Genomic DNA, 22,073 nt, shown 5'->3' on the forward strand with positions numbered 1-22,073 from the left:
AAATTCTGTCATTTGCGTGCCGAACGTTGCGGCACATTCACTGGTTTCATTTAACAAGCCGTCGATACGCTTTCTATAATTTCCTTAAGACCAACCCGACGTACTTGCTTCATACTGTGCACGTAAACTTTAAATGACACGTTTTCTATCGTCTCTATTTTAGTCACTTTGGTGCCAGCTGGTAACTGCGTTTCAACACCAATTGGAAGTACAGCTATACCGCCTTCACTTTGTAGATTATTTAGCGCTAAATTTAACGAATTCGTCCTTAACTTAGCATCGCGAAGTTGCGGGTAGGTGGTAAGTAGCCAGTCTCGGGCTTTAGCGCCCCAATCTATTGCTACAAAATCTGCAGCATCTATAGAGTCTGCGCCCTCTCCGATACGGTATAGCGCCAGCTCATGCTCTAATAAGACATCGCTATTCACCTCTTCAGATTTAAGTGGCTCCGTGGAAAATGAGAGGTCTGTAACCCTTTCATGAAGCTGACGAGACAAGGTATCAAGCGTTAAAACTTCTGCCTTTACCGACCAGTCCGGAAATGAATTGTGAAGATGGCTAAGCATTCTAGGCAACAGCAACTCACTAGCAAGCTGTGTTGCACCACACACAACATATTCCGAAGACTGAATTTGTAGTTCTTGCTTCGCTTCATTCAACGTAGCGCATAATTGCTTTGCATAGGGAAGCAACTTTTCACCTGATTGTGTAAGCTGAATACTATTGCGCTGTCTTATAAAAAGCGTGGTGTGAAAATATTCTTCAAGAAGCTTTATTCGTGCACTAACGGCAGATTGAGTGAGGTAAAGGTTTTCCGCCGCTTTACCAAAGTGACGTGTTTTAGCCACCTCTATAAAGGTGGTGAGAAAGCGTATATCCATGCTTGTTGTACAACCGAATCAAAGTAGACGTAAATTGACACAGATCATACGGCAAGTAAATACAAAAGCACAGAAGCGCACCGCTTAATGCGGTGCGCTTAAATAAAATTTCACCAACTCGCTGAATTAATACTCTTCTTGGTGCAGGCGACGCTGTTTATCACGGCGTTGCAAGTCACGCTTCTGCTTCGCCTTTACCGAACTTTGGCGTTTGGAACTTGGCTTTTTAGCGTGAAAATCTTCCTCTTCTACCGAGTCCCATTCATCACGCTGGTAACGATAGTCTTTACTCATTGACTTCTCTGGGTTGTTAACACACTCCAATTATTATCGTAAGCAGTAAAATGGAAAACGAATTTTAATCATCGTAGCGATAAGAATTTTTGATTACGTACTCAATGAAACTTAATAGACCTAACACACTCGTTTCTATTACGCTTATATCAGCACGTTCAGCTAAACCATCAAGAGTTCAAAAACACGAATTTTTATCCAATAATCAAAACTTTAAAAAAGTACGTATTTCTAGTTATCTATAGCAGCATTGACTATTAATTAAACAAAAGTACCGAAATTCTTTTTCTTTTTAAGCTCTTAAAAATTTTTTATTGATAAGAGAAAAATCTTTTGTTTTATCTTCGTTTTTAATTATTTTAAAAGTGCGCTGAACAAAACAATACGTTGGGTACAACATGAAAAGTTTAGCTATTCGACTATCAGCAAAACCTTATATCGACCGTCAGAAGTTTCCGTATGGTTTCCGTAAATCAGGTGACTTCAGCATTACTGAAGCCGATCTTCTAACAAATTACGGAAAGACCTTGTTAGGACTTGAAAGTGGTGAACTATTGCCAGAAAGCGAAGATGAGAAACACTTCGTCGAATTCATTAATGGTAAAGTTGAAGCGGCTAATAACCTAGAAAAGGCATGGGCAAAGTACGTCAGGTTAGCTAGGGGTAAAAAGCACTTTTACACGCTTCATAGCAGTGCTAGCAACCAGTCGGATTACGACGATGATTTTTCTGATGATGAGTTTGATGTCGCCTAAAAAGCACTCTCCTGTTAAAGCTCGCTTAATGCGAGCTTTTTTGTTTGTAAACCATAATGATCTCAATCAACTTTAACCAAGAACAAAATGGTGAAAGGTTAAGGAATGTCTACACTGAGAGTAATAAAGAGCGACGTTTATCAACGTTAACCGTTGCTCTGCATAAAGAGCCCTAGCAAAGGAGGCGAAACGATGATCATAAGTTCAAAACAGCTCACTCATTTTTCTATTCATGCCTTTGATGACAAAGTGGGCGGCATCCGCGATATTCTTTTTGACGACGAGACGTTTACTGTACGTTACTTGGTTGCAGACACCAATACATGGCTTCCGCTTAGCAGAAAAGTGGTCATCTCCCCCATCGCACTAACCGAACTAGATAGAGATAAGAGCGTCGTACATGTGAATATGACGGTCGAAAAATTAAAAAATAGTCCTTCTATAGACGAGCATAAACCCGTCTCTCGGGAGTACGAGGAAAACCTCTTTAAATACTTTGGGTATGGGTACTACTGGATAGGGCCTGGAGCTTGGGGTGAATTTGCACACCCAAATGAGCTTGTTCAGTTGCAGCAGACTAATGACTCAGAAACGCTTCACCCCAAAAAGACCAGCAATCACTTAAGAGCTGTTGGTGAAGTAGGTGGTTATGAAGTTGCTACTACCACCGATAACGTAGGTCACATTAGCAATTTTATAATTGACTCGCGAAATTGGAAAATAGTCATGCTCGTTGTGGATACGAATAACTGGCTTCCAGGTGGAAAACATTTAGTTTTGATGCCACATGACATAAAAAATATTGATTGGGCCGCTCACAGTGTCGAGGTAAAGCTAAGTCATGATGAACTGCTCAAAAGACCAGAAGTCGATAGCGATAGAATTGCAGAGGACGATTACATCACAATGCTTTGCAAGCAATTCGATAAGTAGTTTACGTAGCGCTTTCAGAAGTCATATTGACCGTACAATGTCCGTTTGACCGCGGACATTGTGTTTGTGTGATGAAAGAATAAAGTATTACTGGCAGAAGAATTCGTACATTAACGCGATAAGACGTTTAACCCGTTCATCCGCAAGGCGGTAGTAGATTGTTTGACCTTCCCTTCTAGTAGCCACCATTTGAGACTCTCGTAATAAAGCAAGATGCTGGGAAATTACGGGTTGTGAAACGTTAACTACTTCTAATAGTTCAGTTACCGACTTTTCCTCCTCTAATAGTGAACATAGCACCATTAGACGGGTTTTATTCGCGAATTGCTTTAAAAAGATTTCAGCTTCCGCAGCGTGTTCCATTATATTTTCTGAACCTATTACCATTTCCTCGGACATAAGCACTCCCAATGTGTAAAGTATCTGGGCACTAATTTAGCGATTAACTATACTAAAGTATAAGACATTCTGCCGACTTGCCATTTTATGCGATGAATTCCAGTTATTTTTATTGTTTGGTTGAATACACAAGCCTTACATTAGTCTTTACTTATTTTAGTTTATTTGAGCAAAATTTATTTTTAAGGAAGGATTATGTTGATTGATTTGAAGACGCGTATTGAAAACATCAATTTTGATATACGTTGTGTGACTGCTGTACAGGCAGTAAATGAGTTAAAACAAAATAATGGTGTACTTATCGATGTAAGAGAAAATAGTGAAGCAACAAATCATCCTGTTCCCGCTGCGCTTAATATTCCGCGCGGTATTTTAGAGATGAAAGCACTTGAACGTTTTCAAGATGCCTCTACACCACTCTATGTTCATTGTGCGTCTGGCGTTCGTGCAAAGTTAGCGGCAGAACAGTTAATGAACATGGGGTATGAAAAAGTATCAGTCGTGACCTGTTCCGTACCAACCATTAACCAAGCCAACGAAAAATGACTTGCGCAAGATGTGTATGATATAAGAAAGTTAAATAAAAGGTTAAGGGCGATGCATGCTTAAATCTACACTAGAACAATGGCGTATGTTTAAAGCCGTGGTAGATGCCGGAGGCTTTAATCAAGCCGCTGCTGAAGTACATAAAAGTCAATCAAGCGTTCATCACGCGGTTCAAAAGCTTGAAAACGCTATCGGTGTAACGCTGTTTGAAAATATTGGCCGTAAAGTACAACTTTCCCCTCAAGGTGAATTAATGTACAGACGCGCGTCATTTTTACTTAGCGAGGCTCACAAGCTAGAAGCTGTAGCAAGTAGTTTAAAAGTAGGAACAGAAACAACGCTGCGTATTGCTGTGGATATTATTTTCCCTTCTGAGTTACTTTATAACGTTTTAGCCAAAGTCTCAGCAGAGTTTCCTTTATTGCGCATTGAAATAGAGGAAACTGTGCTAAGAGGTGCTAATGAATTGCTAGCGAGTGGCAAAGTGGACTTGGGCATTTCTCCTTTTGTCTTCCCAAATGGGTTCAGTGAAGATTTATGCGAAATTGAGTTTGCCGCTGTTGCTCATGCCGATCATCCTCTACATCAACTAAAAAGAGCGCTTACACTAGAAGACCTTAAAACCCATCGTCAAATTGTGGTTCGCGACTCTTCAGCCGAGCGTAAGGCAGATGTAGGCTGGCTCGGTGCGGAACAGCGATGGACGGTTAGCCATGTAAGAACATCGTTAGATATCATTGCTCAAGGGTTAGGTTTTGCTTGGTTACCTATAGCAATTATAAAAGAAGAACTAGAAAACGGTACGCTGGTCCCCCTTCCTTTAGATAACAATGCAGCATTACGAAAAGCCCTACTCTATCTTTCTTTCGAAGATGGAGACACATTAGGACCAGCAGCCCGCACATTCATAGGGGAATTGAGATACCAAACCATGAACCTACCCACCTCAGATTTCATGATAGATTCCGGCTCTTAATAACTATAGATTTAACTAATCGCTCCTGGTAAATGCTCAAAGCCTAGCACGAAACCAAATATCGATATTGTCACGCCTATCAAAGCCACCGCACCGTCGTCGGTGGCCATGCCAACGGCCATTATGAGGACTGCTAGTGCAGGTATGAAGCCCATTAAGGGAATGAGCTCAAGGGGTATCATAACAAGGCCACAACCTACACAGTTCAATGCAATCAAAGAACGAAACACAGGCTGCCTCATAAAAAAGCAACGAGGAATGAGAAAGCGATCTATTTTTTCAGCGTGAGGTTTAATCTTCTTAACGATGTTTCTTAATTGGTCCGCATCACAGTGAATATCCATCACTTTTTGAGGTAGCCAAGGGTGCCTGCTACCGAGTAAAATTTGCAATGCGATGAGTAAAATCGTCACACCGGTCAGTGAAGGGATACCGGGTATTGCGCCTATAGGCGTACAAGCGATAAATGATGGTAGCGCCAACATAGGACCAAAACCGCGCTTTTCCATCACTTCCCAAAAATCAGCAAAATAGAATAAATCCTGACTTGCTCTTGGCTGCATTTTTGTCAGCAGCTCGGACAAGGTCATTGATCTTCCGGCTGTTTTTGCCCACATTTTCAATTCCTTTGACTTAACTTTCGTTTTTCCCAGTAGTTTCGAAGCGCGCTCTCCACTATAAACGCGCTAAAATTCTGCGTTGTTTACATCACATATTAGCGAAACTTTGTAGTACAAAGTTGTGCGAAAAATATGCCATAGGTGTTTTACAGCCCTGTAAAAAGCGTGTGGGAATACTTTTTGCAAGACCATGTAAATTGGTAACACTTTGCACTAATCCATACGCTTAACCATCTTCACATCGATTGGCAATGTTGACGCTCTACAAAGTCATCGCCTAACGATATTTACGTCGATGATGCATTTCCCGTATGCGTGCTACCTAGAACTGAACGATTAAAGCGAGGAAATACTCATGGATGCCGTGCGTTTTTGTTATTGTTCCTTGTTATTTATGATAAAACTATAATATTGATTTTATTCCATATTCTTAATGGACAGAGAAAGAAGGACATCCACGTGCTAACCGTACTCTTAGTCGATGACGACGCCGAATTTACAGAAGTTGCCTGTACAATTATTGAATTTCTGGGCCACGACGTTCTCACTGCCGCTACATTAGCGGAGGCTCGAGACTGGCTCGAAAAAGAAACCTTCGATCACGTACTGCTAGATTTCATGTTGCCCGATGGAAGCGGCGCACATCTATTCAATGAACTTGATGCACTTCCTAAGAGACCTCGCGTAACACTCATCACAGGCCATCCGTCAGTCAAAAGCGTAATAAAAGGCTTATGTGGACCTACCGTCGATTATCTCGTCAAGCCAATACAGCGTGAAGAAATCGAGGCGGTACTGAGTAAAAAAACCAAACCAAAAGCGCCGGCTGAAGAAAAGATTGAAAAGCATTTCGACTTGCTTATTGGCGAGTCTCCCGTGATGAAAGAGTTGTACAAACTCATTTCACGGGTGAGCAAAACAAGCGCTAACGTTATGCTACTAGGCGAAAGTGGTGTTGGTAAAGAGGTTGTTGCAGCTGCAATTCACCACGCTTCAGAAAGTGAAGGGCCTTATATCGCCACTAACTGTGGTGCATTTTCAAAAGAATTAATTGGTAGTGAACTATTCGGCCATGAAAAAGGAGCGTTTACTGGTGCGGTAGGTCGTAAAGAAGGCGTGTTTGAGCAAGCAGAAGGTGGCACCCTTTTCTTAGATGAAATTACCGAAATGCCAATTGATATGCAGCCAAACTTATTAAGGGTTCTTGAGAATAAAGTCGTTATTCGAGTAGGTGGTACGAAAACGATTCCTGTTAACTGCCGTGTAGTTTCAGCCACAAATAGAACGATGGAAGAGATCGCACAAAGCAAAGTCCTGCGCGAAGACATTTACTTTAGGCTTGCTGTATTTCCGATAACAATACCACCTCTACGCGATAGAAAAGAAGACATTCCTCTGCTAGCTAAAACTTTCATTGCCGAATTTAACAAAGAGAACGGCTCGAATTTTAAGTGGGAGGAAAGCCAGCTAGATACGCTTCAAGCTTATGATTGGCCGGGCAACGTTCGTGAGTTAAGGCACTTTGTGCATCGTGCAGCCATTATGAGTGATCCAGAAAAAAGCGAAATTGAGCTCCCTAAAACTATCGAATCTCCATTTGCGCAAAAACAAAGTACAACACCTGCATTACAAGCGGGAAGAACCATTGAAGATGTAGAAAAAGAGCTTATTTACGCCACCTTGGAAAAAGTGAATGGCAACAAGACAACGGCAGCTGAAATGTTAGGTATAAGTACCAAAACCTTGTACAACCGTCTTCATGCCTATGGTGACCTTAGTAAAGAAGAATAAAAGAGGTATGCGACATGACTAGTGAAGAATTTGCTCGACTAAGTGTTTTCGTGCACGACGCTCGAAAACCTTTGAATAGAATATCTATGCAGGCTGAGCTAGTGAAAATGGCACTAAATGGAGAAGTCCCGCCCGAAAAGGCGTTGGCGGCATTGGATAAAATAATAAGCAGTGCAAAAGACTGCAGTCACACCCTTTCTGTTATGGCTACAGAGTTGGGTGAGAATGTTTCGGAATGAGTAAATGATTACTAAAGTCCTGTCTTCGTTATACAGCTGGATAATTTTGGTCGTTCTGGTCATCGTTGTAATAACAGCAAATTCCTTCTATGTGGTAAGTACGCTCAACGACCTTTCTGCACTGGAAGCGCGGCTGTTCACTACTAATCGCGTTATCAATGCAGTGAATCGCTTGCATGTAGCTATATTGAGAGTTGAGTCTGGTCAACGTGGCTACATGCTCACAGACGACGAAGAATATCTTACGGATTATACCGAAACACTCGGGGTAATCGGCGAATTAATGGACGAAGTAGAAGTCAGCTCTTTTTCATCTGATATTGGCGATCAGTCTGTGAGAATCGAAGAATTGCTTCAGCTGACAAAAGCGAAAGTGAATGAGGTTATAGAGGTGGTTGAGCTCGTTAAAGAGGGAAGAGAGCGAGAGGCTATTAACTCAGTTAGAAGTGATAAAGGCATAAAGTTATACAAGCGGTTCGAAACGCTATTTCGCGAAATTGACAGCTCTGAAAGAGATATGCAAGGCACGCACTTGGCAAACCTGATGAGCCTAAGAAGAGATTCGGTAAACACCTTGATTATTTCATCAGCAACTACGTTACTGCTTATAATCACTGTTTTTCTGCTTTTAAAAATTAATTCTCGAGAACATGAGAAATATCAGGCCGATCTCGAATCTGTGAATGAAGATTTAGAATCTCGAATTGAAGAAAGGACACAAGAGTTAAGTCTTTATTCCGACGAATTAGCACGAAGTAACCGAGAGTTGGAAGATTTTGCATTCGTAGCCTCGCACGACCTACAAGAACCACTTCGAAAGATAAGGGCTTTCGGAAACCGTTTAGAGTCTGGTTACAATGACGTAATAGATGAAAGAGGCAAGGATTACCTTGCGCGTATGCTTAACGCTGCAGAGCGTATGTCTATGCTTATTTCGGATCTTCTCGCATTTTCACGCGTTTCAACCCGTGGTAAAGAGTTTGATGAGGTAGACCTAAATAATACCATTCAAAGCGTACTCGGGGATTTGGAAATCGCCATTGATGAGACATCAGCAGAAATCAACGTAAGCGATATGCCCGTTATACGAGGCGATAAGTCACAGCTCGAGCAATTGTTTTTAAACTTAATATCAAACGCACTTAAATTCCAAAGTGAAGGCGTAACCCCTGCTGTTAACATTAACGCAGAAAAAGCAACCGAATCTGACACCCATGACATTCTGATGGCAGATGAATACGACTGGATAAAAATTACGGTTAAAGATAACGGTATTGGTTTTGAGCAATCTTTTGCTGAGAAAATCTTCGCTCCTTTTCAGCGCCTTCACGGTAGAAGCGAGTACAAAGGCACAGGGATTGGACTTGCTGTTTGCCGTAGGATAGTAGAAAGACACAATGGGCAAATCACTGCTCTTAGCTCACCGGGACAAGGAGCAACGTTCTCGATAATAATGCCTGTAGAGAGCGACCCGTTTGGCTCTAACAACAATAATGGAGAAACACAATGACGCGTAAACAAACACAACCAATTAATATATTGATGGCTGACGATGACGAGGATGATCGTTTATTAACCGTTGATGCGCTTCAAGAAAGTCGCGTTTTGAACAACTTGTTTTGTGTCGAAGACGGCGTAGAGTTGTTGGAATTTCTTCGTCACGAGGGTAAGTACTCCGACCCTGCTTCTGCCCCTCGCCCAAGCCTTATCTTACTTGACTTAAATATGCCAAGAAAAGATGGCCGTGAGGCGCTTCAAGAACTTAAAAATGACCCCAAACTTCGCAGTATCCCCGTTGTTATCCTAACAACATCTAAGGAAGAAGAAGACATGCTTCGCGGTTATGACCTTGGATGCGCCTCTTACATTACTAAACCGGTTAATTTTGAAGGCTTAGTTGAACTAATGCGTGCTTTAGGACGTTATTGGATTGAGTTTGTAGAGTTGCCACACGAGTAAAAGAGGTACTAGATGTCAGAGGTTATAAAAATTCTATTGGTAGAAGATGATGAAGATGATTACTTCTTAACTTCTGACTATCTAGAACAGTGTAAGTCACCCAAGTTCGAGCTAACTTGGGTGACAAACAGCCTTGATGCCGTGGAAGCGCTCAAGACTGAAGATTTTGATTTATGCTTGCTTGACTATTTGCTGGGCGCTGAAAATGCCATTGATGTTTTGGGTGTTCTAAAATCAAATCAATTTAGCCTACCTGTAGTGATATTAACAGGACAATCAGACGCTACCGTAGATGAAATGGTGATGCGCGCTGGGGCCGCAGATTATTTGCAAAAATCAGAAATTGAATCGCCACGCTTTATGCGCACTATCCGCTACGCTATGGTAAGGCGCGACATTGAGAACGAGCGTATTGAGCGCAATAAAGTAGAGCAAAAGAATAAAGCGAAGGACAAATTTCTTGCGCACTTAGGTCACGAGCTACGCACTCCCCTCACCTCTATCTTAGGCTATACAGAGCTCCTAATTGACGATGCTAGAAATAGCCCGTTTCAGCAAGAGTTATCGATCATACACTCTAACGGGAAACACTTGTTAAGCCTGTTAAATGACCTTCTTGATATGTCACGGATAATGGCAGAAAAGCTCGAGCTGAACATTAAAGATGTAAATTTATCTGCTTTTCTTACCGACATTCATTCATTAATGCGGCTCAATGCAAAAGACAAAGGCTTGAGCTTGAACGTGGTCTCTGAGACTAAAATACCTGAATTTATCCAGACGGATCCTACGCGCCTTCGGCAGGTGTTACTCAACCTCATCTCGAATGCCGTAAAATTCACAGATAAAGGCAGTATTACGCTCACCATAGCACTGGAGCAATGTGTAGAAGCTGGCAAACAATACCCGCTACTTAAGTTTTCGGTAGATGATACTGGCATTGGAATGCCCCCAGACAAGTTGGCCAATATTTTTCAACCTTTTGAACAAATTGAAGATGTCATGCGCGCCAACCACGGCGGCGCGGGTCTAGGCTTGGCTATCTGTAAAGAACTGGTCACGAAGCTTGGTGGTGATATTAATGTGGCATCTCGAATGGGGGAAGGCAGCACGTTTACATTTAATATTAATCCAGGTGACATTTCTTCCCAGCCTAACGTTGATTTAACGCTTGGCCAGATTCAACCTGTCGAATCGAGCAGTATTGACTTAAATGTCACAGGTAGGGTGCTGATTGTCGATGATTTGAGAGAAATTCGACGACTTACCGGTCACATTGTGAGTCAGTCTAAAGCAGATATAAGCTATGCTGAAAACGGAGTGAAAGCGCTGGAGGCGGTTCTACAGGCGGATGAACACAACCAACCTTTTGATTTAGTACTTATGGACATTCATATGCCTGTTATGAATGGAATTGAAGCTTTACATGCAATACGTCGCCACGGTAAGAATATCCCTGTGATCGCAGTCACCGCTGCCAGTCGAAAAGGGTTAAAGGAATCTTTGATACGTGAAGGCTTTAATGACGTTATCGGTAAACCGATAGATCGCTTTGCACTTGCACATCTACTTGCACAATATCTGCCCCCCGGGGACCACATTACTTTTACCAATGTAGAAGCGCAAGTAGCTGATATGCCAATGCACAAACCTTACGCGCCAGAAGAGGAAGGGTCTTCTTGCAGCGCTGTTGAGGCGTCAGTTAACTCAAATGCAGCACAAACAAATGATGTTAAGAAAGACAGCGAACAAAGGTGCAATAATAAACGTGTACTGGTAATAGAAGACGATGAAGACGCTGCAGAACTATTAAAACTGTTTTTAACCCATTTAGGGCACGATGTAACTACTGAATTCTGCGGTGCTGACGCGCTTGAAGCAGCTCGGAACGGCCAGTTTGATCATGTTCTAATGGATTTGACGTTACCAGATTACGATGGGTATGACTTGGCTGAAGAGCTTAAAGAAAAATTACCAGATGCCATCCTCACAATAGTAAGCGGCCATGAGGCAAGTAAAAAAACAATGGAAGCGATTGGAATAGACAGCGCGTTACTTAAACCAGTGTCGAAAGACGACTTGGCTTCTGTGATTGGTTAAACCAACCGTTACTCATAATTTACTAAGAAAATATTACAAGGGTTTGCCGAGATACTGTGATTATCTTGCAAACCTTTTGCCTGCTCGCCACCCCAAACAAATATATCCCCTTGATAATTATAGAAATTAACATTTGGTATGTGCGTTGCACCTTCTAAGTGAACCCTAAATATTAAGGAGAGTATTATGGCTACACAAGCTTCAGCTAAATCGCAAACAGTTAAACGTAACGGTACAAACGGCGTGGCTGAGCCGAGTCACCCGGTAACGGATCAACTGAAAGATTCTCTTCATGCATCAGTAGACAAGTTAGCAGACAGTGCAGGCATTGCAGAGGAAAACATTCGTCGCACTGCCTCATCGTCAGCAGAAAACATGTCAGCAAGAAAGCGATTAGCACAGCAAAAATGGCAGGCATCGAAAGTACGTCAGTATGCTATTGAAAACCCTCTGGCTACTGCGGGTATGGCGTTTGCTGCGGGTATGTTGGTAACGTCACTACTACGTAAGAAGTAAACTTATGAAAGCACCAGATTTTCGTACATCACAATTTATTGTGTGCAATGAAAATCCGTTTCGCCTGACGCCGCCCTCGGCGCAGGCGAGTTTTCGCGCACAGGTGAAAGGCGATCATACAACCAATACACCGCCAAAAGACCAACCATCTACTCAGCAAAATTACCCAGATCCATCATTTTCAGACATTTTCACTGCGTTTAAAGAAGCATTCAACCAAAGAAAAGCACAGGGCCTAGCGTTTCTCGAACTTACTAACAGTGAGTTGATGCTCATTAAAAAGAGTTTCTTTGTTACCATTTTCGCGTGTTTAGCCGCTTTCGCAGTAGGTACGGTTTGTTGGTTGATTTTAAATATCGCTATTGGCGCTTTACTCCACAGTATGGGTCTACATTACGTAGCTGTTCCACTTATTTTATTGGTGTTAAACAGCATTGCCGCATTTGGATTCTTTAAGCTTGCTCAGAACGCGTTTAATTACCTGAGCTTTAGCAGGCTAATTCAAACCTGGCGCAAGGTCTTCGAATAAAACGAAGCTTAACCCATACATCAAATGACATGAGCACTAAACGAGGCTATTTGTTATGAATATCTTTCTAAAAGCTAACATGCGCGACATTGCACAAAAAGAACATGCCTATTTTTCACAAAAACATCATGCCGACGTTGCACTTACACAGGCAAAAAGGCAATGTAAATTAATGATGGGCAAACCAGAGACCCTTCTTGGCATTGCGTCAGTAGGCGCATACAAAGGTGCAGTTGATGCAAAGCCTAATGCAAAGCGAAACCAAGCTCTAATGACATTAGGCAGGACCGCATTATTGTCATTGTTTCAGTGATTACAGTATTAAGGAACATGTGAGATGAACATCAAAAATAACATTAAGAATAGCCGTATACTTCTTACCTCTATGAGCATGGCATTAAGCCTTGCAATAGTGGGGTGTTCATCCACACCAGTGGCTGCGCCTACGCCATATAAGCCCGCTAATTCGAAAGCGGCTTACGGATACTCAAGTGAGAAAATCGCTGTAGATGAATATAAAGTGCTTTTTAAAGCAACGGATAAGACACCTGCAGATAAAGTTCAACAGTTCGCACTTTATCGAGCAGCCGAAATTGCCCAGAAACAAGGGTTCACTTATCTAGCGATAGTGAAAACGAATGTAGACAAAAAGCCAGTGATAGCGAGAGAGGTAATGACAGGGAAAGAAGAACCTCCAGTATTTCAAACAGACAGGCAATGTACTATGTCTGGCTGTGATGAGGTGGCTCAACCCATGGCCGTCCCAAGCTCTAACGACGTTGTAAAAACTCAGATTAACGACATTTACTTTACCATTGATGTAAAAATGGCGAATGATAAAACGCGTTTGGGTAAAAACGCTTTTACTGTTTTAGAAGTGCTTTCACAGCCTCTAGAGCCTAAAAATGCCAACTAGCTGAACGTCATTCTGTTTCTGTATACACTGTAGCATCAGTTTTTTAACAGGAATGCTTTTCGGTACGCAGTTGGCGTTACCGAAAAGCATCGCTCAAATGCACGAGCAAAACCGTGATACGTTCTAAAACCAACAACCAGTGCAATAGTCTTTATTTCTTTATCCGTCGTGGCTAGCAGGTCGCTAGCTAACTGCATTCTATACTTTTCCACGAACTGCGCCGGTGTCATATTTGCTTCTTTTAAAAAGAGTCTATGACATTGCCTTTCGCTCAAATAGACTAAATCAGATAACTGTTTAACGGTTATAATTTCATCGATATGCTCTCCAATCCAGCTTATAATTTTAGCAAGCCGATCAGATTTTGGCTTTTGAATGTCAAGTACGTTGGAAAACTGCTTTTGATTTCCTGAGCGTTTTGAGTAAACCACTAAATGCTTAGCAACATGGTGCGCGAGGCCAACACCGTAATCAATTTCTATGAGACGCAGCGTTAAATCTATTCCAGACGTAACACCCGCCGAAGACCAATATTTTCCATGTTGAACAAATAGCTTTTCGCGCTCTACATTAAGCGCTGGGTACTGGGACTGTAAATCGCTGGTAAACGCCCAATGGGTTGCAATAGTAGTATTATCAGGTAGGCCAGTTCGAGCAATTAAGTATGCACCTGTGCAGATAGTTGCAACACGTTCCGAGTTCAACATAAGTCGATTTAAGCTTTCTAGCTGAGATGGTGTGATAGACAGACTTCGCGCCCCCTTTCCTCCCGGAATAATCAATGTATGGCACGCACAAATATCGTCCATAGAGGTAGACGGTATAAATTGAAGCCCCGCTTCACACTGAACAATACTGCGATCAAAGCCCACTATCTTTAATTCATAGCTATCATCCATTCCCTGGAGTGCCTCATAAAAAGCAGACTGAGGACCAGCAAAATCGAGTAATTCCATTCCTTCGTATGCAAGTAAACAAATAAGTTTGCGCATAAGTCACGTAATAATGATGAAGTAATGCGATCATAATACACACTTACCAGCATGACAGATAAGACATTCATACGCCCAAAACTGACACATTTTTGGACATCTTCATTTTTAATGAGCCGTTAATCTTCTGTTAATGTTGTACAAAAGTCTCCGTCATTCAAGCCAGCTATCATTAAACCCATGAAGTGCAGAGCAGATTTGTAGACCGCTATTCACAACGTGACACAGGCTCTGCTCTAAGCAATTGAATCAGTTAATAGCACATATTTATTTTGCAAATAACTAAGGAGTCAGGCGATGAGAAAGCTAAGCACGTTAATGACAAAAACTACCCTTGTAGCAGCTACAGTAATGTTGGTGACTGGTTGCAGTGCAATGGCAAAACCGCAGATGGAGCATTCAGCTAGTTCGAATGTTCCGGTGTTAAAAGCTAAAGCACTCGACAACGCATTACTTTATTCCGACGAGTGTATTACTGAGCGAGAAGTGGTAACGGCACAAAAGATGTGGGGTGACGGCATAGTGCGAATTGGTGCAGTATTTAGTAACAAGGGGGATTACTCTGGTGAGGCCGCAGACTTTATACAAGCCATGTACGGTTACGACTTAAGCAGCGTATTGTTTAAACCCACACTTGCAGCTAACGATCAGTTCCGTTCAAGCTTCGATGCTGCGCTTTCATACTTTGTTGGCGGTAATGACGCATACGAAGAGGACAAAGGCTTTGCTATAAAGCCATACACAAATGTGAAATTTGATAATGTGGGTATTATCAACAACAGCTGTCGCATGGCCGTGGCGATGGGCAACTACTTCTTTACCGATACAAAAGGTGGCGAAACGAAGGTGGAATACACGTTTGCCTATGTCAAAGATAGTGACGGCGACCTGCGTATTGTTGCTCACCAATCTTCGTTACCTTACAACCCAAACGGTAACTAGATAGGCCATTGCCCCTCCATTCTTAGGAAGTATGAGGGGCGAAACACTCTCCCTTTGCAGGCAAGACGTCCCTTCCCTTTCGCTTTGCCTCTTTTTTATTTTCAACGAGAAAAATTATGTGCGCAAAACGCATTGTGGCGCGTTGAGATGGGATATTTACATAATCATATTGCGTCGCCAGGCGCCAATTCAGACGCCATAACAAACCACAACCTTGCTCTCACGTTTTTCGGAAGCTGGTAAGGATCAAAGAATAACTCCAGCCAAAGGCCCTTAACACACAAAGAGTAAAGTTGGGTGACTAGGGCCTTACTCAATCATGTAAAAAATGCATTCCTACGTGTAATCGTGACGTTAATTGCCTGCAGATACGGCTTGACAACCAGAGAAAAATTAAATTATATCGATATATTTCAATGACTTAAAAAACAGGCACAAAGATAGCATTAGTTAAAGTGAAAGTAACGGAAGCAATACGAGGATCTAGTTATGTTAGGTTGGGCAATCACATTTTTTATCATCGCCATTATTGCAGCAGTTTTTGGTTTTGGAGGCATCGCAGGTGCAGCAACAGGTATCGCACAGTTTCTTTTCTTTGTGTTTATCGCGTTGCTCGTAATCTCACTTATCGCAAATGCGTTACGTGGTAGAGCACCAAGAGCCTAAGAGTTAGAAGTATTTTAATAGGAAAAAGGAGTAAGGATATGTTTTCATTTAAAAACTTATCAAAGGTACTAGTAGCATCAGCATTTGCACTATCACTAGCAGCTTGCGGTGACGGTGAAGCGGAAGACGCAGGCGAAGAGCTAGACGAGATTGTTACCGATGCAGGTAATGCCGTTGAAGACGCTTGTGAAGATGTGAAAGAAGGCGTAGACGCTGAAGATAAAGACTGTTAAGCACGTTTTTATCAAAAAAGGGTCAGACAATTGTCTGGCCCTTTTTGTATTTACAGTCGACGTGGTTTGACCTAACTGGTTAGTTAAGACACTTCTTCACCGCCTAACTCACGAGCAAGATCGTCTAGTGTAGATAGCGTCGAATCAAATTCACCTACGCCGTAACGGTATTTTACACTCACGTGATGATCCGTACGCCCGAACTTCACTCTTAACCCTTCTGCGTCAATATGCTTCACGGTATTCAAAAAGCGATATGCAGACATTTCTGTTTCAAATTGAAACTCAACACTGTTTTCCATTTAGGCTTTCCGTTTAAGCAACAATTTCAGGGTGAGCATCAATAACTGAAACAACTCGTTGCAGCAAATGGCTATCTTCTTCGCTTATCGAGTCGTATGATAACCAGTCAGCAAGAATGTCGGGAGCTGTTGCCGCTTCGCCTTGCTCCAACTTAGATGTCATCATTTGTAGCTGTACGCTAGAGCGTACAGATGCGTCTGCATCTGGGCTTGGCATACCCGTTGCGACTTCTAATGCTACCGTTAACCATTGTCTATCGTGCTGAGTTGTTTTATTTCCAGTTGACTGACCCAATACGCTTGACCAACGCTTCCCTAACGTTTCCGCTAGAGATTGCTCATCACCACTTCCCTCACCTACACTTAGCTGTAGTAAAGAAATCAGAGCCTGAGCTCGCGCCAATCGGGCTTGAGATTGTGCATTTTTCGCTTGCGCCGCGCGCTTACTTTCAAGTGAATCAATCTTTTTATCTACTTTCGTACGTTGCGCTTTAGGCAAGTCGGTTAACTGAGCGCGAACGTCGCTTATTGATTGACTGTACGTTGCATCATCGCTGTTGATGTCAACAGCTTCCACTTGCTTGAGTAGCGAATCTACTAACGCGTTAAATGCATTATTCTGTACTTTCCGCTCGGCTTTTAAACGTTCAAATACGGTGTCATTGGCAGCTTTAAATTCTGCCCACAACTTACTCTCTTCACGTTTACCTGCATGGCCTACTTGCTTCCACTGGCTTTGCAATAGTTGAGCTTTGTCGGCAGCGCCAGCGACATCTTCTTCCGTAGCAAGTTGACAAGCTTGGGTGACTAACGCACGCTTTTGGGCTTGGTTGTCACTTTGCCATTGATTCACTTTAGCCTCAATGGGCGATGATACCGCCTTCCATTCTTGCTTCAGCTGTTCATAAATTTCACGTTCAACCTGACCTGCAGCGTGCCACTGCTTAGACGCTTTATCAAAAACCTTCACTAACTCGGCTTCCGGCATGTTAATGTCCATTGCCTTAACCGTAGCGATAATCGACATGCGCTGTTCACGCGCAGCAGCCCGCTGTGCATCTAACTTCGCGTAATGCGCTCTACAAGGCTCGAAGGCCTTTTCAAGTGCATCATCGAATTGCTGCTGTAACAGCGCGTCATCACTACTTTCTTCACTCGTTGACGATGACGGTGTTAGTGATAACCATTGCTTACGAAGGTACTTAATGGCCTCACTTCTTTGCTTAATATTTTCTGCATCAGCGCTGGCTAACGCTTTTGCTTCCTCTACAAGAGCGGGTTTGCGCGGCGCAGCAAGGTAATCCTGCCATCCTTCTAAGCGCGACACATCACCAGCGGTCTTTTCAAAACGCTTCTCTACATACTTTTTCGCTGAACCAGGAAGCGCAGCATAACTTTCCTGAAGCTTTGCAAATTTTGAAATAGCAACGCGGAATTTACCCTGAGCAATTAAGTTATCGATAACGCTAATGTGCTTTCTAATGTGTTTTACTTGCTCATTTTCTTTGGATTTTTGAGCACGCTCTTTGGCATTTACACTGCTTGTCGCTGCGTTAAAACGTTTAGACAGCGCCTTAGGAATGGCATCGATTTCGCGACTAAGCGCTTTATACGCTTGACGTGCTTCGTCAAACTCCGCTTTAAGAGCCACTACACTACCTCTTTGTAATGCGCCACCATTTACCTGACTCAAATCCTCAGTCGATGCGCTAGCTTCTTCAACGCTCACACCACGGGTATCTTTGTCCGACTCGCTATCGCTTGCCGAAACGATCTTAGCGGCAATGTCTTCGAGCGCCTGAAGTTTTATCAGTAGCTTTTGGCCGTATTGCTGCTGCATAGAGAAGCGATCAAGCTGCTCGTTTAGTTCGTCGACAGAGCGCTTAATCTGTGTAATTCGCTTATCAGTTGCAGATTCGTCATCGAGACGCGCTAGCTGTTCAAGCGTTGCTTCAACACCGCGCACGCTTTCATTGACCGTAGCAACATCAGCAAGCGTCGCTTCACAAAGCCTGTTATTGTACAACCAAGCTACCTGCTCCTTGGCATGAGTAAGCTGCTGTTCGCACAATGCTTTGGTATTGGCACGTTGCGACGCTTGTTGCTTCTCTTCCCATGCCGGGCGTATACGGCTTAAATATCGCTCGAGTTGCTCACCAATACGCGCACGCTTTTCTTCATAATCAGCGCGTTCTTCTGAAGTGAGTAAATCAATTTGAGCAAACAGCCCTGTCAATTCGCTCTCAAGTTCGTTGCGCTTTTCATCAATGGTTTCTACATCTGATTTGTCGAGCAAAGCCTGATATTTTGAAAGTCCCAGAGTGAGCTGCTTTTTAAGCTCCACTGGGCGCTTTGCAGCCTCTTTGATAGCATCGATCCGCGCATTAATTTGCGTAACAAGGGCATCATCTGACACTTTCTTAGCAAGCTTTTGCAGATCTGATACGTCCGAATGTTCGTTGACTAGTTGAGTCTGCAGTTGGGGACTTGCGCCTTCTAAAAAGACAAACTGGGTGAAAGATGGCTTCGCTACTTTTTCGATTAGCGCGTTAGCTAGCGCATCATCTTGTAAGAGCATAGGCTCTTTCTTCAACATTTGCGGTACTAACTGCACTACCAAATCGGTGTTGGCTGTTTCAGTTAAAAAAGAGAATATCTCTTGGCGGGAGAGTGTGACATCCCCCTCGCCTAACAAAGCGGCGTTTACCTTTTTCTCCGCCACTTTTTTAACGCGAGACTGCTTGGCAATTTGTGACATTTTAAGCCACAGCACAAAGCTATTAAGCTTTTCGAGTGCTGCTAAACTGACATTTGCATCTTCGTCATTAAATGCCAGTTCGTGAAGAATTGTTTTTTCCTGTGCCTTTTCGGGAGAGAGACTCTCGATTGCCTGCATCCGTTTTTCAGGCTTTGGGCTTTGGTGTGAAGGCGCAAATATACGACTAAATATCATCCTGTTTAAACCGCGCTATTGTATTATTATCATCCTGCTCATCGCGTAACGAGCGTTTAAAGTCGGCTTTGCTTTTATGTACAATTTCGCCGCTCTCGCCTACTGTCATATGCTCAGAGGACTTTTCTATTTTTGCTTGATACAGCATAACAGCCTGCATACTGCTAGCTTTTTGCTCTTCGTTTAAAGGCGTGCCATCTGGCCACTTACCTGTTTCAACAGCCTGACGCAGACGCTCGTAAATCTCCGGCGTCATGCTGGCTAAAAGTGCTTCTATATTCATTTAGGAAAAACGCTTTATGTAAACAATACGCGCGCGGTTTACTAAGTACCAAACAAAACCAACCACTGCGCCCAAAATAGCTAAATTATGTTGCAAATCACCTGGGCGTGTTCCGCCCCAATACATGAAGCCAAAACTCGCGACAAATATCAGCATAGCAAGAAGGGATTGGTTCTGGATACTGGCTAACTTTTTAAATCTTTGTAAGCTTTGTTTGCGTTCAATATCTTCAGAAGTCGCATCACCGATTTTAAAGTCGCAGTGAGGACACGTCTTCGCTTTGTCAGACGTTTTCTTATTACATGAAGGACAGTCAACTAATGCCATATGTTGCTCCTATTTATTGGGTGCGAAATGGAAATGCACAACACGCCATTGAACGAGTGAGCATTTATACGCGGACGGGTATCATACTTAAGTTCATCACAACAATGAAGTCGATTCTGTGGATTAACCCTATCGCCATAAAACGAAAATGCGCAGGGTGTTAACTTTTATACAAAGTTCACCGCTACGCATTTTTATATCTGGTGACCAAATTGCCTTTTCTCTCAATAAAACTCAAGAAAAGGCAATAATCGCCTTATTTTTTATGTCGAGACCAGTAGTCGTTAACCGTTTCTTTCATCTCTTTGCAAAGCAACATGATGCCGAATAGGTTTGGCAAAGTCATTACCACGATAGCCACAGCTGAAAGTGCCCAAACTAATGTGGTGTCAGAGAATGCAGCCCAAACAAACCCTGCGACGTAGATGACGCGATACGGCATTACCGAACGAGGACCGAACAAATATGTCATAGCGCGATCACCATAATATGACCAAGCGATGGCGGTTGAGAACGCAAACAGCATAAGCCCAATTGACACGATATATTGACCGAAATCGCCAAAGAAACCGCGAGTAAAGGCAATGGTGGTGAGCGCTGCCGAGTGAACCAGTGACTTACCGCTTACTTCAAGGTTCTCTTTAACCGGCTTTCCGTCAACAATCTTAAGCGTGCCAGTAAACAAGTCTTCACTACCTACTGCATACTTCACGTCTTCTGCTACAGACCTAGCGTTAAGCAGTGTAAAACCATCGCTTACAGCCGTGCCGTTAACAACGGTAATTGAGCCAGTATAAGGCTGTACATTGTTACCTTCAATTTCATTCAAGTAACCATATAGTTTGTTTACGTCATCCTGATTCGAGTCGTCGTATTGACCTGCAACAAAGTACATGTCTGAACGATCGAAGACGTTTTCGTGTTTTTCTTTCCACACGCCAGACGACAAAATAACCAAACCCGTTACGGTACAAATTAGAATAGTGTCGATAAAGGGTTCAAGCAGTGACACCATACCTTCTGAAGCAGGCTCTTTCGTTTTTGCTGCTGCGTGAGCGATAGGTGCAGAGCCTTGACCCGCTTCGTTTGAAAACAAGCCTCGGTTAACCCCACGGTTAAACGCATAAGCTAACGAAGCTCCCAAGAAACCACCTGCGGCAGCTGAACCAGTAAACGCATCACCGATAACTGCGGCAAACGAAGGCCCAATGTTGTCTAGGTTGGCGAAAATAACCGCTAGCGCACCAATAAGGTAGATAACAGCCATAACGGGAACAACGCGCGCTGTAAACGCTGCAATGCGTTGGATACCACCAAGGATTACTAAAGCAAGAAGAATACCCAGTACACTACCTACCATCCAAGGTTCGAAGCCAAATGTTGCTTCGATACTTTGCGCGATACCATTACTTTGAGGAAGGTTTCCGGTACCAAATGAGCTGACTACCGTAGCAACAGCAAATGCAACCGCTAACCACTTCATGTTTAGGCGACGGTCCATGTAATACATAGGGCCACCGGCCATGGTGCCGTCTTCTGTTTTTACGCGATATTTGTGCGACAGAGTAACTTCAACAAATTTTGTAGTCATACCTAAAAAGGCGGTTACCCACATCCAAAATAGTGCAGCGGGGCCACCAAGGAAAATAGCGAATGCAACACCTGAGATGTTACCTGTACCTACGGTACCAGACAGTGCGGTTGTAAGTGCGCGAAAGTGCGTGGTGTCGCCTGGATCGCTTTCTTTATCAAACTTACCGGTAACAACCTGCCAGGCATGTTTAAAGAAACGAATTTGCGGAAATTTAAGATAAACCGTAAAGAAAAGACCTACGCCTAACAGTACATAAGGAAACCAGAACGCGCCTCCTAAGAATCCATCGAGCATAGTTAGAAAACCATATAACCCTTCCAACGTTAT

General features: G+C 42.9%; 26 protein-coding genes. 16 read left to right on the forward strand and 10 right to left on the reverse strand.

What is annotated here, in order from left to right:
• Positions 1 to 50: 50 nt before the first annotated feature.
• Positions 51 to 881 (reverse strand): LysR family transcriptional regulator, encoded by an 831-nt coding sequence (locus RJ41_RS02110; protein ID WP_039216527.1) that lies wholly within the window; start codon positions 879 to 881, stop codon positions 51 to 53.
• A gap of 126 nt (positions 882 to 1,007) precedes the next feature.
• Positions 1,008 to 1,175 carry a hypothetical protein gene (locus tag RJ41_RS19135; protein ID WP_167334062.1) on the reverse strand — a complete coding sequence of 56 codons (168 nt, stop codon included), beginning with the start codon at positions 1,173 to 1,175 and terminating at the stop codon, positions 1,008 to 1,010.
• Between the two features lie 398 nt (positions 1,176 to 1,573).
• On the opposite strand from RJ41_RS19135, the gene RJ41_RS02115 reads away from it, so the two are divergent.
• Together RJ41_RS02115 and RJ41_RS02120 are read left to right on the forward strand one after the other, a co-directional pair.
• Positions 1,574 to 1,930 (forward strand): MaoP family protein, encoded by a 357-nt coding sequence (locus RJ41_RS02115; protein WP_039216528.1) that lies wholly within the window; start codon positions 1,574 to 1,576, stop codon positions 1,928 to 1,930.
• 192 nt (positions 1,931 to 2,122) lie between these two features.
• Positions 2,123 to 2,863 carry a PRC-barrel domain-containing protein gene (locus RJ41_RS02120; RefSeq protein ID WP_039216531.1) on the forward strand — a complete coding sequence of 247 codons (741 nt, stop codon included), beginning with the start codon at positions 2,123 to 2,125 and terminating at the stop codon, positions 2,861 to 2,863.
• Between the two features lie 87 nt (positions 2,864 to 2,950).
• On the opposite strand, the gene RJ41_RS02125 is transcribed toward RJ41_RS02120, so the two are convergent.
• The gene (locus tag RJ41_RS02125) at positions 2,951 to 3,262 is read right to left on the reverse strand and encodes an ArsR/SmtB family transcription factor (RefSeq protein ID WP_039216532.1); all 312 of its coding nucleotides are present in this window, start codon (positions 3,260 to 3,262) and stop codon (positions 2,951 to 2,953) included.
• Between the two features lie 195 nt (positions 3,263 to 3,457).
• Between RJ41_RS02125 and RJ41_RS02130 the strand changes: the two genes are divergently transcribed.
• The gene (locus RJ41_RS02130) at positions 3,458 to 3,808 is read left to right on the forward strand and encodes a rhodanese-like domain-containing protein (RefSeq protein WP_039216534.1); all 351 of its coding nucleotides are present in this window, start codon (positions 3,458 to 3,460) and stop codon (positions 3,806 to 3,808) included.
• 55 nt (positions 3,809 to 3,863) lie between these two features.
• Positions 3,864 to 4,784 (forward strand): LysR family transcriptional regulator, encoded by a 921-nt coding sequence (locus tag RJ41_RS02135; RefSeq protein WP_039216536.1) that lies wholly within the window; start codon positions 3,864 to 3,866, stop codon positions 4,782 to 4,784.
• An 11-nt stretch (positions 4,785 to 4,795) separates the two neighbouring features.
• Here RJ41_RS02135 and RJ41_RS02140 read toward each other — a convergent pair whose 3' ends face one another.
• On the reverse strand, positions 4,796 to 5,401 hold the full coding sequence (locus RJ41_RS02140; protein ID WP_039216538.1) for an exopolysaccharide biosynthesis protein: 606 nt from the start codon (positions 5,399 to 5,401) through the stop codon (positions 4,796 to 4,798).
• 462 nt (positions 5,402 to 5,863) lie between these two features.
• Here RJ41_RS02140 and RJ41_RS02145 point away from each other — a divergent pair, with 462 nt between their 5' ends.
• From RJ41_RS02145 to RJ41_RS02185, 9 genes are all read left to right on the forward strand, one after another.
• On the forward strand, positions 5,864 to 7,195 hold the full coding sequence (locus tag RJ41_RS02145; protein WP_039216539.1) for a sigma-54-dependent transcriptional regulator: 1,332 nt from the start codon (positions 5,864 to 5,866) through the stop codon (positions 7,193 to 7,195).
• Between the two features lie 14 nt (positions 7,196 to 7,209).
• Positions 7,210 to 7,434, forward strand: a complete 225-nt coding sequence (locus RJ41_RS02150; RefSeq protein ID WP_039216542.1) for a hypothetical protein — start codon at positions 7,210 to 7,212, stop codon at positions 7,432 to 7,434.
• Between the two features lie 4 nt (positions 7,435 to 7,438).
• Entirely contained in the window at positions 7,439 to 8,944 is a 1,506-nt protein-coding gene (locus tag RJ41_RS02155; protein ID WP_039216543.1) for a sensor histidine kinase, read from the forward strand.
• Positions 8,941 to 9,393: a response regulator gene (locus tag RJ41_RS02160; RefSeq protein WP_039216546.1), complete on the forward strand. Its 453-nt coding sequence runs from the start codon at positions 8,941 to 8,943 to the stop codon at positions 9,391 to 9,393. Before RJ41_RS02155 ends, RJ41_RS02160 begins: the two co-directional genes overlap by 4 nt.
• A gap of 12 nt (positions 9,394 to 9,405) precedes the next feature.
• Positions 9,406 to 11,493, forward strand: a complete 2,088-nt coding sequence (locus RJ41_RS02165; RefSeq protein WP_039216547.1) for a response regulator — start codon at positions 9,406 to 9,408, stop codon at positions 11,491 to 11,493.
• A 186-nt stretch (positions 11,494 to 11,679) separates the two neighbouring features.
• Complete coding sequence (locus RJ41_RS02170) at positions 11,680 to 12,009, forward strand: hypothetical protein (RefSeq protein ID WP_039216549.1); 330 nt, start codon at positions 11,680 to 11,682, stop codon at positions 12,007 to 12,009.
• Positions 12,010 to 12,013: 4 nt separating this feature from the next.
• Positions 12,014 to 12,538, forward strand: coding sequence for a hypothetical protein (locus RJ41_RS02175; RefSeq protein ID WP_039216550.1), 525 nt, complete (start codon positions 12,014 to 12,016; stop codon positions 12,536 to 12,538).
• Between the two features lie 55 nt (positions 12,539 to 12,593).
• Entirely contained in the window at positions 12,594 to 12,851 is a 258-nt protein-coding gene (locus RJ41_RS02180) for a hypothetical protein (protein WP_039216551.1), read from the forward strand.
• Positions 12,852 to 12,875: 24 nt separating this feature from the next.
• On the forward strand, positions 12,876 to 13,454 hold the full coding sequence (locus RJ41_RS02185) for a CC0125/CC1285 family lipoprotein (RefSeq protein ID WP_039216552.1): 579 nt from the start codon (positions 12,876 to 12,878) through the stop codon (positions 13,452 to 13,454).
• A 35-nt stretch (positions 13,455 to 13,489) separates the two neighbouring features.
• Here the strand turns inward: RJ41_RS02185 and RJ41_RS02190 are convergent, their stop codons facing one another.
• The gene (locus RJ41_RS02190) at positions 13,490 to 14,446 is read right to left on the reverse strand and encodes a GlxA family transcriptional regulator (protein ID WP_039216553.1); all 957 of its coding nucleotides are present in this window, start codon (positions 14,444 to 14,446) and stop codon (positions 13,490 to 13,492) included.
• Between the two features lie 297 nt (positions 14,447 to 14,743).
• Between RJ41_RS02190 and RJ41_RS02195 the strand changes: the two genes are divergently transcribed.
• The 3 genes from RJ41_RS02195 (at position 14,744) to RJ41_RS02205 (ending at position 16,287) form a co-directional block, all read left to right on the forward strand.
• Positions 14,744 to 15,388, forward strand: coding sequence for a phosphoribosyl-AMP cyclohydrolase (locus tag RJ41_RS02195; RefSeq protein WP_039216554.1), 645 nt, complete (start codon positions 14,744 to 14,746; stop codon positions 15,386 to 15,388).
• Positions 15,389 to 15,877: 489 nt separating this feature from the next.
• Positions 15,878 to 16,054: a DUF1328 domain-containing protein gene (locus RJ41_RS18825; protein ID WP_014949832.1), complete on the forward strand. Its 177-nt coding sequence runs from the start codon at positions 15,878 to 15,880 to the stop codon at positions 16,052 to 16,054.
• Between the two features lie 38 nt (positions 16,055 to 16,092).
• Positions 16,093 to 16,287, forward strand: a complete 195-nt coding sequence (locus RJ41_RS02205) for a hypothetical protein (RefSeq protein WP_014949833.1) — start codon at positions 16,093 to 16,095, stop codon at positions 16,285 to 16,287.
• A gap of 83 nt (positions 16,288 to 16,370) precedes the next feature.
• On the opposite strand, the gene RJ41_RS02210 is transcribed toward RJ41_RS02205, so the two are convergent.
• The 5 genes from RJ41_RS02210 to RJ41_RS02230 all read right to left on the reverse strand — a co-directional run bounded on the left by RJ41_RS02210 (position 16,371) and on the right by RJ41_RS02230 (position 22,067).
• A complete protein-coding gene (locus RJ41_RS02210) occupies positions 16,371 to 16,589 on the reverse strand; it encodes a hypothetical protein (protein ID WP_014949834.1) in 219 nt (72 codons plus the stop codon).
• Positions 16,590 to 16,602: 13 nt separating this feature from the next.
• Positions 16,603 to 19,542: a DUF349 domain-containing protein gene (locus RJ41_RS02215; protein WP_039216555.1), complete on the reverse strand. Its 2,940-nt coding sequence runs from the start codon at positions 19,540 to 19,542 to the stop codon at positions 16,603 to 16,605.
• A complete protein-coding gene (locus RJ41_RS02220) occupies positions 19,532 to 19,825 on the reverse strand; it encodes a YeaC family protein (RefSeq protein ID WP_014949836.1) in 294 nt (97 codons plus the stop codon). Before RJ41_RS02220 ends, RJ41_RS02215 begins: the two co-directional genes overlap by 11 nt.
• A complete protein-coding gene (locus tag RJ41_RS02225) occupies positions 19,826 to 20,152 on the reverse strand; it encodes a zinc ribbon domain-containing protein (protein ID WP_014949837.1) in 327 nt (108 codons plus the stop codon).
• Between the two features lie 256 nt (positions 20,153 to 20,408).
• Positions 20,409 to 22,067 (reverse strand): alanine/glycine:cation symporter family protein, encoded by a 1,659-nt coding sequence (locus tag RJ41_RS02230; RefSeq protein ID WP_014949838.1) that lies wholly within the window; start codon positions 22,065 to 22,067, stop codon positions 20,409 to 20,411.
• Positions 22,068 to 22,073: the final 6 nt, after the last annotated feature.

This window comes from Alteromonas marina (assembly GCF_000808575.1).
Lineage (GTDB): Bacteria > Pseudomonadota > Gammaproteobacteria > Enterobacterales > Alteromonadaceae > Alteromonas > Alteromonas marina_A.